Source organism: Methylomicrobium sp. Wu6 (genome assembly GCF_035916875.1).
In the GTDB taxonomy this organism is placed as follows: Bacteria; Pseudomonadota; Gammaproteobacteria; order Methylococcales; family Methylomonadaceae; genus Methylomicrobium.
Map to the genome: position 1 here is coordinate 25034 of NZ_JAXUHN010000059.1, position 15968 is coordinate 41001.

Below are 15968 nucleotides of genomic sequence, written 5' to 3' on the forward strand. Positions count from 1 at the left end.
TCAACACTCTTATTTCTTTTTATAAAAATTCGTGGTGTAACAAGACATCAGCGCGCCCCTAACAGCTGGGGCATCATTTTGTTTGTAGAGCTTACTGTCCTTATCGTTCATGGTAGGCATAAGATTTTTGGTTTCATCGGAAATATCGCCATTGCCAAAAACCGCATCGGCGACGCAATTACAGTAAGCGCTCGCCTGTTCTGTAGAGCGTGTGGCGCTCTCCTGTTTTATGCAACTATTAACGAAAACAGGCTTAACCTTGTAGGTATCACTATTCTCTCCGCTGCATGCTGACAAATCGACACATAATGCCGCTATAAACACTAAAATTTTCTTATTCATTTCATTCCTTATTGTCGATTATTATCATGGAGAAATTGTATTCGCTTAGCGTTTATTTGCTGAATGTAATGTAACGCCGGTACGGCGAGTCCTGTTTCCAGGTGAAAGATTCGGTGTAGTAGTGCATCAGGCCCAGATAGCCCAACAGGCCCAGGGTGACCGCCTTGCGAATCTCGATGCCGAACCAGTAGTTGGTAATAAAGTTGACCACTTGGTCGCCATAGGCTTGCAATATGAAAGCGAGGCCGAAAGACAGCACCGGCAGCACGATGAAACAGTGCACATGCCAGCTTTTGGCCTGACGGTAGAGCCAGTTTTGTGGCTGCTGATGGTGGCGGTTGTAATCGTGCGTCACGTAAAAGAAATAGGCGGTCGCATCATGCACCAGCCGGGGGCCGAGGATCGCCAAAAAATAGTATTGCTGAATGAACAGATAATAACTGCTCAATACCAGCAGGGTATTGGACCACAAAAACCATTTGCCGAATGCGGTCGCTACCAGGCGTTGGCAATACACGGTGCCGAGCGCGAGCAGCACGCACAAATTGCCGGCAATGAGCTTGATCCATTCAACTTGTTCCGGCGTCAGTTTCGCTTGCAGAAAGATGCCGAGATAAATGAGCAATCCCGCACCGACGCTGAGTCCAAGCAAGCCATAGAAATGCGGAGACGGCAGTTTGCACAGCCCGCGCGCCAGGCCGTGCTGCTGTTTCAGCACATGCAGGACGGTCCAGGCGGCGACCGCGACGTAAAACACATAATAAGGCAGAAACAGACTGCCGATGCCGAAGACGGCCGCGAGGGCGAGCGTCATCCGGAAGATGCGGGGTTTATAAAGCTTCAAATAATCGCCGTTGCTGCATAACAAAATCGCGCTGGCGACGATGTGCGGGGTGCCGAACAAAATTTGATATAGCAAGAAATGCCCGGTGTTGCTGGGCATATTTTCTTTCAGAAAATACTGCCAGAACCAGCCGTCGAACAACTGGAGCAGGATGCAGACCGGAATGATCAGATACAGCGCCAGGATCAGGCGGAAGGAAACGGCCATCCGGGCTGGCGTTGAAAAATCTTGTGATGAAATGATTTGAGCAGACATAAAAAACGATCCCGCATTGATTTACATGATGGTGTATGAATTCCTTGGGCATGAAGCGTGTAAATTCACGCAAATGTAAAGTAGGGTGCGAGCGGCTCGGTTTGGATCCGATCGGAATCGGAGGGCTCCGCCGATCGCAGCCTCAACTCATGATCAAACGCTGATTCCGCAGCGTATGTTATACCAAACGGCCCCATAAATCGTATTCATCGGCTTCTTCCAGCTCGACTTGCACCCAATCGCCGACCTTCAGGTGTGTGGCGCCGTCGATAAAGACCTGGCCGTCGATCTCCGGCGCATCGGCCTTGCTGCGCGCGACCGCGCCTTCCTCGACCACTTCGTCAATCAAGACGGTTTCGATCCTGCCGATCCGTTGCTGTAGGCGGGCGGCGCTAATCCCGGCCTGATGCGACATGAAACGGGCCAGACGATCTTCCTTGACCGCTTCCGGCACCGCATTCGGCAAGTCGTTCGCGGCCGCGCCCTTGACCGGCGAGTAAGCGAAACAGCCGACGCGGTCGAGTTGCGCTTCGGTCAAAAATTGCAGAAGTTCCTCGAACTCTTCCTCGGTTTCGCCCGGAAAGCCGACGATGAAGGTGCTGCGCAAGGTGATGTCCGGGCAGATCGCGCGCCAGGCCTTGATGCGTTCCAAATTGTTCTGGGTGGCCGCCGGGCGTTTCATCAGTTTCAGAATCCGGCTGTTCGCATGCTGGAACGGAATGTCCAGGTAAGGCAGGATTTTGCCTTCGGCCATCAACGGAATTACTTCATCGACATGCGGATAAGGATAGACATAGTGCATCCGTATCCATATGCCGAGTTCGCTGAGCGCCTCAGCCAACTCGTAGAAGCGGGTGCGCACTTGGCGGCCTTTCCAGTCGAATTCCTGATATTTCAAATCCAGGCCGTAGGCACTGGTATCCTGCGAGACGATCAGCAATTCCTTCACACCGGCCAGCGCCAGGCGTTCGGCTTCGCGCAGCACGTCATCGACCGGCCGGCTGACCAGATCGCCGCGCATTGATGGGATGATGCAGAAGGTGCAGCGGTGATTGCAGCCTTCCGAGATCTTCAGATAGGCATAATGCCGCGGCGTCAGTTTGATGCCTTGCGGAGGCACCAGGCTGGTGAAGGGGTCGTGCGGCGGCGGCAGATATTCGTGCACCGAGGCGATCACTTCTTCCAGCGCATGCGCGCCGGTCACTTTCAAGACTTCGGGGTGTCTCGCGCGGATTTCGCCTTCGCGGGCACCAAGGCAGCCGGTCACGATTACCCGGCCGTTTTCGGCGAGTGCCTCGCCGATACTGTCCAGCGATTCTTCGACCGCGGCGTCGATAAAACCGCAGGTATTCACGACCACCAGGTCGGCGTCTTTATAAGTGGGCGAAATCGTATAGCCTTCGGATCGCAGCTTGGTTAAAATCCGCTCGCTGTCGACCAGCGCTTTCGGGCAACCCAAACTGATAAATCCAATATTTGGAGCGGTCATTCTTTTCTCATGAGTGTAAAACCTGCCTAGTTTATATGAGAGCGGGCGCGATGAAAAATTTAAATGCTTGTTTTGTTCAAAGTTTTTGTAGAGTACGCATCGCGTACCTGAGCGGGACGGGGTTTTCAACCCCGTCCCCAAAGTTTTGCCGATGTTGAAACTTGGAAACGCTCGGTAAACGTTACGGACGGGGCAACATGCCCCGTCCGGCGTGAGAATGATACGTGGTACCCTGAAGGACATTAATGCGTACCCTATAATGGTTTGGGCCGGTAAAGTAGAAAGTAAACGACCGGGATCACGAATAGAGAAAATCCGGTCGAGGCGAAGATGCCGAAGATGAAACTCCATGCCAATCCTGAGAAAATCGGGTCGAGGATGATCACGACCGAACCGAACATCGCGGCGCCGGCGGTCAGGAAAATCGGCCGCATACGGGTGGCGCCAGCTTCGATCAGGGCGTCTTCGAGGCTGGGTGAGTCGCTACCCGCGCGCGTCCGTTCGATGAAATCGATCAGGATGATGCCGTTTCTGACCACGATGCCGGCCAGCGCGATCATGCCGACCATCGCGGTCGCGGTGAAATAGATCGAATCAGTGAAGCCGGCGATATTTTCGGCGAATAGGATATTCAACAGCCAGAAGCCCGGCATGATGCCGATAATCGTCAGCGGGATCGCGATCATCATGATGGCGGGAAGACTCAACGAGCCGGTCTGCACGACCAGCAGCACATAGATCATGATCAGCGAGGCGCCGAACGAAATGCCGAGATCGCGGAAGATAAGGGCCGTAATCTTCCATTCGCCTTCGCCGCTCAATTCGGCGCGGTAGCCGTCAGGTAACGGCTGTTCGCCGAAGCCCGCGTATAGGTCGATGATTGCCTCGACCGGACTGCGGCCGACGCTGTCTCCGATCACATAGGCGACGCGTTGCAGATCCTTGTGATGGATGACCGGATCGCCGGATTCGGGGGTGACTGAGCCGAGTTCGTTCAGCGCAATCAAGGCGCCCTGGCTGCTTCTGACCTTGGTATTTAACAGTTCCGGCAAGGACGAGCGTTCGGCGCGCGGCAGACGCAGACGAATGTCCAGCGCCAGCCGCTCGCCGGGCGCATGCAAGGTGCCTGCGACCCCGCCGCTCAACGCCACGCCGAGCGTTTCCGCGATCGCGGCGGGACTGACGCCGAGCAGCTCGGCTTTTTGCTTGTCGATCCGAAACAGCGCGATTGGCCCCTGCGCCACGGACAGGTCATCGATGTCGACGACGCCGGCGATTTTGGTAAAGCGCTGTTTGACTTCCCATGATATCTTGACGAGTTGGTCGTAACTCGCATCGGCGGGACCGTACACTTCCGCAGCCAAGGTCGATAGCACCGGTGGGCCTGGCGGCAATTCGACGATCTTCAGTTTCGCGCCATAGTGCCGGCCGATGCGTTCGACGTCGGCGCGGATGCGCATCGCGATCTGATGCGACTGCTGCACTCTCTCGTCCTTCGGCAGCAGGTTGATTCGGATATCGCCCTGATGGCTGCCGGCGCGCAGATAATAGTGCCGGATCATGCCGTTGAAATCGATCGGCGAGGCCAGGCCGGCATAGCTTTGATAATCTGTTACTTCATTGACCGTCGCGAGATATTGGCCCAGGGCGCGCAGGACCGCATCGGTGTTTTCGAGCGTGCTGCCGGCGGGCATGTCGATCACGATCTGTAATTCGTTTTTGTTGTCGAAAGGCAGCAGTTTCAGCGGCACCGCGCGCGTGACCGCGAGTAGCGACGCCAGCAGAAAGGCGATGCCGACCGCGATCAGAAACCGGCGGCTGCGCTTCGGCGAGGCGATCAACGGTTGCAGCAGGCTACGGTAAAAGCGGTAGCCGGCCGAGGCTTTCAGGTCGAACGGGACTTCGTCCTTGCCGTATTCGCCACGCAGCAGCAGATAGCTCGCCCACGGCGTGATCGTGAACGCGACGATCAATGAGATGAGCATCGCGACCGGAATATTGAACGCCAACGGCGCGAGGTAGGGGCCGATCATGCCGGTGATAAAAAACATCGGAATGAACGCAAGCATTACCGCCAACGTCGCCACGATCGTCGGCGGGCGGACCTCATCGACCGCAGACAGCAACGCTTCTAGCGGGGCTTCCCGTTTCAGTTTGAAATGGCGGAAGATGTTTTCGACATCGACGATCGGATCATCGACCAACAGGCCCAGCGACAGAATCAGCGCAAACAGCGTGACGCGGTTGATCGTGTAACCGAAGATCAGGTCGCAGAGCAGGGTGATCGCGAAAGTGACCGGCACCGCGATGCAGACGATGATCGATTCCTTCGGGCCCAGCGTCAGCGCGAGCAATACCAAAATGATCGCAATCGCCAGTCCGAGATGTTTGACCAATTCATTGACCTTGTGGTCGGCGGTGGCGCCGTAATCGCGGCTGACGGTGATGTCGACGTCGGCGAGGATCAATTGACTCCGTTGAGATGCGACCCGCGCCAGAATGTCGTGAGAAACCTGTACCGCATTGCTGCCCTTGCGCTTGGCCAGCGCGATCGTGACCATTTCGCGTTCGTCGCCGGGCTTTGCCCGCGGGCCTTCGGCTTGGCCGACCGTGCGCATCTTGGCGACGGCCGGACCGAAACCGATCCGGCTGTAGTGCTCGCGGTCCTCTTCTCCGTCCGTGATGCGGGCAATATCCCGGAGATAGACGGGGCGGGCGCCGGCGGTTTTGATCACGGTCTGGACCACCTCGCTTGCCGATTCGAAATAGGTTCCTGCCTCGAGGATCGTTTCGCGGTTGCCGTTTGTGTAGCGTCCGGCCTGGATATGGATATTCGCGCCTGCGAGTGCCTTGATAATGTCCGGCAGCGTTATATCGTAGCCGGTCATCTTGGCGGTGTCGGGAGTAATGGTTACCTGCCGGCGCGCGCCGCCGACCACTTCGGTCTTCGCTATATTATCGACGCCGCGCAGACTGGCCAGGAGTTCGTCCGCGATCCGGCGCAGCGCCATTGCGTCGGTCTTTCCGGTCGGCGAGGATAGCGTCAGCATCAGCATCGGTACGTCGTCGATATCGACCGGCTTGATGCTCCAGCCTCGCACGCCTGGCGGCAGTTCGTCCTGATGCGACATCACTTTGCTCCAGGTTTTGACCAGGCTGTCCTCGGGGTCCTCGCCGACTTCATAGCCGACCGTAACCACCGCTTTGCCGGGCTGGGACGCAGAGAACACATGCTCGACGCCTTCGATCTGCTTCAGCAGCGTTTCGAGCGGCGTCGCGGCGAGTTTTTCGACTTCCTCGGCGGAAGCGCCGGGATAGTCGACCATTACATCCATCACTGGCACCACGATTTGCGGGTCCTCCTCGCGCGGGGTTAATTGCAGCGCGGTAACGCCCGCGATCAGTGCCGCGATCAGCAGCATCGGCGACAGCTGCGAGACGGTGAAGATTCGGACGATCGCGGCGCTCAGTCCGCGTTTCTGCTGAGCTGTCATTGTATGACTACGGTTTCGCCTTCATCCACCCCGGAGAGAATTTCGACACGGTCGCCCTGGCTAAAGCCTGAGCGCACATGGCGAGTGCTCAGTTTTGCGCCGTCCTGCACGGTCACGACCTCGATCTGGCCGATCCGCCGTAGTGTCGCCGCCGGAATCAGCAGGGCCGTATGCTCGATACCGCAGGCCTGTTCGAGCCAGCCAAACAGGCCTGGCTGTAAGCCCTGAATTTCTGGCAGGCCGGCCTTGATCAGAACCGTGCCGGTGTCGGGATCGGCGGCCGGCACGATTTCGTTGATCCGGGCACTGAGCGAAGTCTTCAAGGCGTCGATGCGCACGGTGGCTGCATCGCCGATTTTGATACGATTGGCGCAGGATGCCGGCACCGAGGCTTCCAGACGCAGCCCTGATTCTTTCTGCAAGATGACGATCGGTTCGCCCGAGAGCCCCATGTCGCCCGGTTCATGCAGACGCTTGGCGATCACGCCGTCGAAGGGGGCGCGTAAAACGGTTTCTCCGCGTTGTATCGCGGCTTCGCGCACGCTGTACTCAGCAGCCTGGGCGCTGGCCTGCGCCTTGCGTGCATTGGTTTCGGCGCGCTCATAGGCTTCACGGGTTGCGGCTTCCTGTTCGAAAAGGCCGTGTGTCCGAAGCAGGTCGGTTGCCGCGCGTGCTGCTTCGGCTCTCGCGGCGGCGGCGCGCGACTCCGCTTCGTGTTCGAGCGCCCGATTCTGTTCCGCATCGAGTCGGGCTAGGACGGCGCCTTGTTTGACCCGGTCGCCTTCATGCACGGCGACGGTCAGGATGCGGGCGTTGATTTTCGGTGCTATCCGCGCTTCGCTGAGCGCCCTGACCGTGCCGGGCCAGGGCTGCGCATCCTTGATCGTTCGCCGTTCGACGCGCGCGGTCTCTTTTGTAGTGGCGGCTTGCGCGGGCAGGGGAGTGTTGCCGGGTTCGGTTTTGTCGCCGCCTATCAGGCCGAGCATCCACACTATTAGCAGAAGCAGGGCGAACAGCGCGCCGGCCGAGCATAGCCATTTTTTTTGCATGAATGATGGTTGCCTGTGGTTCGGTTAACGCCAAGCGCCGAGTGCGCGTTGCAAGGCCGCGTCAGCGCGAAACGTGTCATAGCGCGCGGTTAGCCATTGTGTTTGCGCCTGATCGCGCGCGACTTCGCTTTCGATGAAACGGGTTACCGTCACGGTTCCGGCCCGGTGTTGCAGGGTGACCAGTCGAAACGCTTCGTCGGCAGCGGCGACAGCGGTTTGCGAGACTTTGGCCTGCAGTAGCGCTTCTTGCAGTGCCAGGTAGGCGGTTTTTATATCCTGTTTGACTTGCAATTGGATTTTATGGATTTGTGCATTCGCTTCGGCCAGCCGCCTTTCCGCCTTGCTGATGCGCGCATTCGTTGCAAGGCCGGAAAATAAATCCATCTCGACCATGATGCCGGAGCCGATATTTTGATGCGCGGTCGAAAACTCCGGCGAGCGCTCATTCAAACCATAATTAACATAGGCATCGACGCGCGGCAAATGCTCGCCCTGGGCGATTTTGAGTTCGAGTTGCCGGGTTTCAAGTTGTCTTTGCGCGACTTGCGTTTCCGGGCGGTTATTCAGCGCCTGGGCTTGCAGGCCATCAAACGACGCCGGCAAAGCCGGCAGCTCGCGTTCCGCCTCGATGCGAGGCTCGAGCGGGTCGTCTTCGGGAAGATCAAGCAGTGTCCTCAGTACCGTGCGCGCCATCTCGATCGCATTTTGCGCACGGATGTCGACTTCGCGGGCGGCGGCCAGGCGGACCTCCAGCGACAGCACATCGGATTTCAACGCCGTGCCGGCGGCATGGCGCTTTCGGGTTTCCGTGAGTTCACTTTGCACCGCGTCGATCGCGCGATGCGCTATCGTTTGATTTTCCTTGGCGACCAGCAGAGTATAAAAGCCTTCGGTGACGCCGAGAATCAAATTATTGCGGACTGACGACAGCTCCAGTTCGGTAATTTCCTTGCTCAAATTGGCCACTTTGCTGCGCTGATAATCCTGTCCGCCTCGGTATAAAGACCAGGTCGCCTCGACTTCGGGACGAAAATCGGTCACGCCGCCCGGATTGTTGATGTCCTGGGTGAAAGAAAAACGCCTCTGCGCGACGATCATGCCGAATGCCTGCGCCGGATTATCGGAATAGCGGTAACTCAAGCGCGCCTTGACTTGAGGATAAAACGCGGCGAGACTTTCGCCGATCGCGGCTTCGGCCTGGGCGATGCGCTCATTGGCGATGTGCAGATCGGGATTCCGCTCGATCGCCAGATTGATTGCGCTCTCCAGTGTGAACGGCCCCTGGCGCGCCGAAACGTCGGCATCGACAGCCGTTTGCGATGCTGCCGCCTGAAGTGTGTTCGCCATTGCTGCAGCGGCCGCGCAAAGCGCAAGCGGCAGCAGGATGCAGGCTAAGTTGGATTTTGGCGGCGGCATGGACCGTTCTATGGGGGTTATCAATGCAAATTGGCTAAAGCATAATCGCGATAGGGCCATCGGTAAAGTCTTGTACTACGGACTTACTCAGGATTTGGCTGAAAATAACTTGCCATAATTCTGATTCATCGTTCCTGCGCTCCGGGTGTGTCATTACCGTGAAACTTGATTTCGAGATGGTGTGGATAAGCGTAGCGCATCCGCCGTCATTTTAAACGGGTGCTTGCTACGATGGATTATCATATAATGCAGTGTTTATTTATTAACGTCCCACTCAGGAGTTATCATGAAGAAAATGTTGTTCAGCATTCCGGCCGCGATGTTCTTTATGTCGTCATTTGCCTTTGCGCACGGCCCGGTCCGTCAAAAAACCGATGAAGAAATCGTGATCAATGCGCCGGCCGAAAAGGTTTGGGGCATCATCAAGGACTACGGTGACATGTCCTGGCATCCCGGCATCAGCAGTGTAGCCAATCAGGAAGGCAACAAGAAAGGCGCGGTTCGCGTATTGACCCTGGTCAGCGGCGGCACGATCAGCGAAGAGCTGAAAAAATACGACGAAGCGAAGATGTCTTATTCCTATAAGATCACCGAGATGAGCACCGCGCAGACAATCACTCATGCTGGCGCGGAAGAACACGTGCCGGTATTGCCGGTTCATGACTATGCAGCCACCATCGGCGTCGAAGCGCAAGGCGCCGACAAGGCGAGGGTTTTCTGGAAGGCGGCCTATTACCGCGCATACATGAACAATGATCCACCAGCGGAAATGAACGAAGAAGTCGCTAATAAGGCCGTAGATAACGTGCTGAAAACCGGTCTGACCAATCTGAAAGCCTTGGCTGAAAAATAAAGATGCAGCGGTTTCGCTTCCGTTCCCTTGCGGCGCTCTTCGGCGCGGCGTCTTTGTTGCCGTTTGCGGTCGCTGCCGCGCCTTTTGCGTATATCAGCAATCAGTTGGCGGATACGGTTGCGATCGTCGATATGCAAACGGGCAAAGTCGTCGAGACCCTTCCGGTGCCAGGCAAGCCGGCGGGCGTCGCTGCCGCGCCCGACGGCAAGCGAGTGTATGTCAGCACCCCGGATAACGGCAGCGTCGCGGTGATCGACGCCGAAAGCCGCCAATTGATTGCGCATCCTAAAGTCAGCAGCGGGGCGCTGGGCATCGCGACCGACGGGACGGGGAAGCGCCTGTTCGTGGCCGACTGGTACAAGAACATCGTGACGGTGCTGGAAGTGGACAATCTGCAGGCCGTCAAGGCGGTCACGGTCGGCCGGTCGCCGTCCGGTTTGACGGTCAGTCCCGACAATCGCTGGTTGTATGTCGCGAACCGGCTCAGCGATTCGGTCTCGAAGATCGATCTCGAAACTCTTAAGGTAACCGGCTCGGTCGCGGTCGGCGCACATCCCTTCGGTCTGGTGCTGGATAACGAAGGCAAGCGGCTCTATACCGCCAATGTCGAAAGCAACGATGTGACCGTGGTCGATGCCCTGCAAATGAAGGCGATCGCTACCGTCAAGGTGCGCGCCCGCCCTTACGCGGGGGCTTTGGCGCAGAACGACAGCCGGCTGTTGGTGACCAATCAGGACGATGATTCGGTATCGGTGATCGACACCGAGACCTTGAAAGAACTTGATGTGATCGAAGTCGGCGGCAAACCGGAAGGCATCGGCACGCATTCCGACGACCGCCACGTTTATGTCGCCAACTGGTTCGACGGCACCGTGTCGGTGCTCGATGCGAAAGCCCTGCGGGTCGTCGATACGATCAAAACCGGCGAAGGCAGCCGCGCGTTTGGCCGATTTATAGGAAATTAAAAGGTACACATCACTCATTGAGTTAAGAAAGACCACGTCATTCCGGCAGGGAATGCCGGAATCCATGTGCCAGGGATGGAAACTTTAAGGCTATGTCTGGGTTAAACGTTGAAATTTGTAAACAGTTGATTCTCTTTAGGTTTTCTGGAGGAAGATATCAAAGCCAATGCAGTGCGAATCAGACGGATACCAGATGCATTAGGTATTCGGAATGCGTTTTCAACTATTAACGGGTACAAAGCCAACTTTAAACACACCTTGCCGTGAGGTACCGGCAACCCACTTATACTCTGTGGGTATGATGGCTTAACCTAACGACATTGAGTGACCTACTTCGGGTATTTATTCACCAACAATCTGGAAATGGTACACAATACCCTCTGGGGCATAAATGCGTACCTGCTTGATATTTTAGGGGACAACATGGCAGAAAACGTAGAAGAATTGACCATCGCTTATGAAGACGACGGCGTAGAGACCGTCAAGGAACTCGACAAAAAAGTTCTGAGCAAGGGTGCCTGGGCGACGGTGATGTATCGCTATCAGGAATGGAACCGCGCGAAGGAAGAATACGGCCCTGACAAATATTCGATTCGCCGCTATCAGAAACAAAACGGCGAATACCGCCAGAAATCCAAATTCAATATCTCCAGCAGGGAGCAGGCGAAGAGTATTATCGATACTTTGGAAGCTTGGTTGGGCGAAGAGTAGTGTTCTTCAATTTGCCGAATCACTGTTTTTAATCTGATATAGGGCATCCGATTTTGGCTCAAGGCGAAGGGCGAGTTGCAATCATGATATTTTTGCAATAAATCGCAAGCAGCATGATGAAGCTGTTGTCCGACACAATTAACGGTATTTAACCTCAACCGCCTCGTTTCCAAGCTGCCGCTTCAACCGCAACAACAACTCGTCGGTCGCAAAGACCCGCCATTCATCCCCAAGCCGCACGGTGGCCTGAGCCTCTGCCGAGCGGTATTGAATCAGCACCGGACACGTGCCGCCTTTGAACGGTTCCAGTGCCGGACTTAGTTTTTCGGCCAATGAGTCGCCGTTGATACCGGCATGCCAGGTCAACTGCAAACCGCGCGCGAAGGCATTGCGGGCCTGGTCGATGCTGTAGAGCTTTTCGGCGGTCAGGCGCGGAGTGCCGGTGAAGTCGTCCATCGCGAGCGCACCTTCGGCGACCAGCAGCACGTCGCGAGTGACGATGTCCCGGTGCCGTTCGTAGATTTCCGGGTACACCGCAACTTCGAGCCGGTCGGTGCGGTCATCCAACAGCGCGAAGCCCATCGTCTTGCCGTTTTTGGACTGGCGGGTGCGGATTTCGACGACCAGTCCCGCGACGCGGGCTTCCATCTTGCCCTTGCTGCGTTCCATGTCCGACTTCAGCTTGTTGAGGCTGCCGTGCGTGAACTGGCCGATTTCAGCCTCGTACTGGGCGATCGGATGGCCGGTCAGGAACAGGCCGAGGGTTTGTTTTTCGGCATTCAGGCGCTCTTGTTCGGGCCAGGGTTCGACATAGGTCGAATAGGCGGCGATCGCGTCTTCCTCGGCGCTGGCTTCCTGCAGGCCGAACAGATCGTTTTGGCCGGTCGCGGCCATCTTGCCGTGCTGTTCGGCGACTTTCAGCACGGTCGGCAGTTCGGCCAGATGCGCGGCCCGGTTCGGATCGAAGGTGTCGAAGGCGCCGGCGCGGATCAAGGCTTCGAGCACGCGCCGGTTGAACTTGCGCAGATCGACGCGTTTGCATAAATCGTACAGGTCGCGGTAAGCGCCGTTCTTCTCCCGTTCCAGGATCATGTCCTCGATCGCGTTCTCGCCGACGCCCTTGAGCGCGCCGAGGCCGTACACGACCTTGCCTGCCTGGTTGACCGTGAAGCGGAAGTTCGAGTCGTTGATCGACGGCGGCGCGATCGGCAGTTTCATGCGCCGGCATTCCTCGATCAGCACGACGACCTTGTCGGTGTTGTCCATATCGGCCGACAGTACCGCGGCCATGAATTCTGCCGGATAATGCGCCTTCAGCCAGGCAGTCTGATAGGCGACCAGCGCATAGGCGGCCGAGTGCGATTTGTTGAAACCGTAACCGGCGAACTTCTCCATCAGGTCGAAGATGTAAGTCGCGATGCTTTCGTCGATGTTGTTCGCGATGGCGCCCTCGGTGAAGACCTCGCGCTGCTTGGCCATTTCCTCGGGCTTTTTCTTGCCCATCGCGCGGCGCAGCATATCCGCGCCGCCGAGCGTGTAGCCGCCCATTTCGCGGGCGATCTGCATCACCTGTTCCTGATACAGGATGACGCCGTTGGTCGGCTTCAGGATCGGCACCAGAAGTGGGTGCGCATATTCGGCCTTGGCGCCGTGCTTGACGTTGATGTAGTCGTCGACCATGCCCGATTCGAGCGGACCCGGCCGGAACAGCGCGACCAGCGCGATGATGTCGTCGAAGCAGTCCGGCTTCAGCTTCTTGATCAGCTCCTTCATGCCGCGCGATTCGAGCTGGAACACCGCGGTGGTTTGGGCATTCTTTAAGAGGTCGTAGGAGGCCTTGTCGTCGCGCGGAATCGCGGCAATATCGATCAACGGTTCGCCGAGTGCCTGTTTTTTGCGGTTGATCGTTTGCAGCGCCCAGTCGATGATTGTCAGCGTGCGCAGGCCCAGAAAGTCGAACTTGACCAGGCCGACCGCTTCGACGTCGTCCTTGTCGAACTGGGTGACCAGGTTGCCGCCGCCCTGTTCGCAGTATAGCGGCGTGAAATCGGTCAGTTTGGTCGGCGAGATCACCACGCCGCCCGCGTGTTTGCCCGCGTTCCGTGCCATCCCTTCGAGCGAGAGCGCCATGTCGATCAGCGACCGGACTTCTTCCTCGTTCTCGTAGCGCTGTCTCAGGTCGGGGCTGTCTTGCAGCGCCTTGTCGAGCGTCATGCCGATTTCGAACGGGATCAGTTTGGCGAGCTGATCGACAAAGCCATAAGCGAAACCCAGCACCCGGCCGACGTCGCGGGTCACCGCCTTAGCAGCCATCGAACCGTAGGTGATGATTTGCGCGACCTGGTCGCGGCCGTAATGGTCGGCGACGTAGTCGATCACCTCGTCGCGCCGGTCCATGCAGAAATCGACGTCGAAGTCGGGCATCGACACCCGTTCGGGATTCAGGAAGCGCTCGAACAAGAGGTCGAATTCGATCGGGTCGAGGTCGGTGATCTTCAACACATACGCGACCAGCGAGCCCGCACCCGAGCCCCGCCCCGGCCCGACCGGGATCTGATGGTTTTTCGCCCACTGGATGAAGTCCGCGACGATCATGAAATAGCCTGGAAAACCCATCTGCGTGATCACGCTGAGTTCGATCTCGAGCCGGTCGTAATAGACCTTGCGGTTTTCCTCCTCGGTGCCGCTGCCGACCGGCGGATGCTGGCGCAAGCGTTCTTCGAGGCCTTTGCGGGATTCCTCGGCCATCACGTCGCCGATCGTCATGCCTTCGGGGACCGGGTAGTCGGGAAGGAAGTTTTTGCCGAGCGTCAGCGTGATATTGCAGCGCTTGGCGATCTCGACCGTGTTTTCGAGCGCCTCCGGAATGTCCGCGAACAATTCGAGCATTTCCTCGGCACTGCGCAGATACTGTTGGTCGGTATAATCCTTCGGCCGGCGGCTGTCGTCGAGCACGCGGCCCTGGTTGATGCAGACGCGGACCTCGTGCGCCGGGAAATCCTTTTGATGCAGGAAACGTACGTCATTGGTCGCTACCACCGGCAAATCGACTGCCGCGGCAAGTTCCAGCGCGGCCGCAATATAGAGCTCTTCGCCCGGCTTGCCGACGCGCTGCAATTCCAGATAAAAGCTGTCCGGGAACAGATCGGCCCAATACAGCGCCAGGCGTTTGGCGTCCTCCTCGCGTTCGGCCATCAGCGCCCGGCCGATGTCGCCGGCCATCGCGCCGGACAAGGCGATCAGACCGTTCGCATTCGCCTCGATCCATTCGTATCGCAACATCGGTACGCCCTGGTGCTGGCCTTCCTGATAGGCCTTGGAGATCAGTTCGGTCAGCGCGATATAGCCCGGCTGATTTTTGACCAACAGGGTCAGACGGAACGGATTGGCCGGTTCGTCCGGATTGAAGATCAGCACGTCGGCGCCGGCGATCGGCTTGACGCCCTGGCCCATCGCGGTCTTGTAAAACTTGACCAGCGCGAATAGGTTCACGTGATCGGTCACCGCCGCGGCCGGCATCTGCAATTCGGCCAGGCGCTTGACCAACGGCTTGATCTTGACGATGCCGTCGACTAGCGAGAATTCGCTGTGCAGTCTCAGATGGATGAATTTGGGCTGCATGAGGGGTATTTTTGTCGCTTAGGATCAGAAAAGGTAGGGCGGATAAGGCTGATGATTTATTTGCAGTGTCTTTACAAATCTTCGATGCCGTTGAACAGGCTCATGTAATCCTGCATTGCGCGCACAATCACCTCATGCGCCTCGGCACGGCCGTAAACATCGGTGATCTCGCAGGTGGCCTTCTCGCCGGGCAGATTTTTATAGGTCAGAAAATAGTGCATCAGTCGGTTGATATACGAACTCGGACAGTCCGACACATCGGTCCACTGCCGGTAAAATTCATCGCCTTTCATTACCGCGATGATCTTGTCGTCCGCCTCTCCGTTGTCGAGCAGGCGGAAGCCGCCGACCGGGATCGCCTGCAGGATGATGTCGCCATGCGACACGCTGCGTTCGCTCAACACGCAGATGTCGAGCGGGTCGCCGTCGCCCTTGATACCCATTCTGCCCGATTTCAACGCGGCGAATTCGGCGACCTTGTTGCCGCAATAGGTGCGCGGGACAAAACCATACAAGGTCGGTACCATGTTCGAAAACTTTTGTGGGCGGTCGATTTTCAGGTAACCGCTCTGCTTGTCGATTTCGTATTTGACCGTATCGCTCGGCACGATTTCGATAAACGCATTGACCACGGAAGGCGTATTTTCGCCCGCGCTGATGCCGTGCCAGGGGTGGGCTTTATAATGGTAGTTGTTCATATATTTTGGGTCGTTAAATAGGCGATCTTGGTTCATTGACACGCTCCGCGCCACTGCCATTCAGTTAGGCCATGTCTGCGTTAAACGTTGAAATTTGTAAACAGTTAATTCGCGTGAAGTTTCCTGGCGGCAGACTTCAAAGTCAATGCATCGCGAATCAGACAGATACCAGATGCGTTAGGAATCCGGAAAGCGTTTTCAACTATTAATGGGTACATAGCCTATGTATAA

General features: G+C 57.1%; 11 protein-coding genes. 3 read left to right on the forward strand and 8 right to left on the reverse strand.

Features of this window, described 5'->3' with window-relative positions; genetic code table 11:
* Positions 1-9: 9 nt before the first annotated feature.
* From U2W12_RS06410 to U2W12_RS06435, 6 genes are all read right to left on the reverse strand, one after another.
* Positions 10-342: a hypothetical protein gene (locus U2W12_RS06410; RefSeq protein ID WP_326499838.1), complete on the reverse strand. Its 333-nt coding sequence runs from the start codon at positions 340-342 to the stop codon at positions 10-12.
* A 52-nt stretch (positions 343-394) separates the two neighbouring features.
* On the reverse strand, positions 395-1441 hold the full coding sequence (locus tag U2W12_RS06415) for a hypothetical protein (RefSeq protein ID WP_326499839.1): 1047 nt from the start codon (positions 1439-1441) through the stop codon (positions 395-397).
* Between the two features lie 178 nt (positions 1442-1619).
* Complete coding sequence (gene rimO, locus U2W12_RS06420; protein WP_326499840.1) at positions 1620-2930, reverse strand: 30S ribosomal protein S12 methylthiotransferase RimO; 1311 nt, start codon at positions 2928-2930, stop codon at positions 1620-1622.
* A 254-nt stretch (positions 2931-3184) separates the two neighbouring features.
* A complete protein-coding gene (locus U2W12_RS06425) occupies positions 3185-6424 on the reverse strand; it encodes an efflux RND transporter permease subunit (RefSeq protein ID WP_326499841.1) in 3240 nt (1079 codons plus the stop codon).
* Complete coding sequence (locus tag U2W12_RS06430; RefSeq protein WP_326499842.1) at positions 6421-7473, reverse strand: efflux RND transporter periplasmic adaptor subunit; 1053 nt, start codon at positions 7471-7473, stop codon at positions 6421-6423. Before U2W12_RS06430 ends, U2W12_RS06425 begins: the two co-directional genes overlap by 4 nt.
* Positions 7474-7497: 24 nt before the next feature.
* Positions 7498-8889: a TolC family protein gene (locus tag U2W12_RS06435; protein ID WP_326499843.1), complete on the reverse strand. Its 1392-nt coding sequence runs from the start codon at positions 8887-8889 to the stop codon at positions 7498-7500.
* 286 nt (positions 8890-9175) lie between these two features.
* Here U2W12_RS06435 and U2W12_RS06440 point away from each other — a divergent pair, with 286 nt between their 5' ends.
* From U2W12_RS06440 to U2W12_RS06450, 3 genes are all read left to right on the forward strand, one after another.
* A complete protein-coding gene (locus tag U2W12_RS06440) occupies positions 9176-9742 on the forward strand; it encodes an SRPBCC family protein (RefSeq protein WP_326499844.1) in 567 nt (188 codons plus the stop codon).
* Between the two features lie 2 nt (positions 9743-9744).
* On the forward strand, positions 9745-10707 hold the full coding sequence (locus U2W12_RS06445; RefSeq protein WP_326499845.1) for a cytochrome D1 domain-containing protein: 963 nt from the start codon (positions 9745-9747) through the stop codon (positions 10705-10707).
* A gap of 423 nt (positions 10708-11130) precedes the next feature.
* Positions 11131-11418 (forward strand): hypothetical protein, encoded by a 288-nt coding sequence (locus U2W12_RS06450; RefSeq protein WP_326499846.1) that lies wholly within the window; start codon positions 11131-11133, stop codon positions 11416-11418.
* 138 nt (positions 11419-11556) lie between these two features.
* On the opposite strand, the gene dnaE is transcribed toward U2W12_RS06450, so the two are convergent.
* Positions 11557-15039, reverse strand: coding sequence for a DNA polymerase III subunit alpha (dnaE, locus tag U2W12_RS06455; protein WP_326499847.1), 3483 nt, complete (start codon positions 15037-15039; stop codon positions 11557-11559).
* Between the two features lie 71 nt (positions 15040-15110).
* On the reverse strand, positions 15111-15737 hold the full coding sequence (locus U2W12_RS06460; protein ID WP_326499848.1) for an inorganic pyrophosphatase: 627 nt from the start codon (positions 15735-15737) through the stop codon (positions 15111-15113).
* Positions 15738-15968 lie beyond the last annotated feature (231 nt).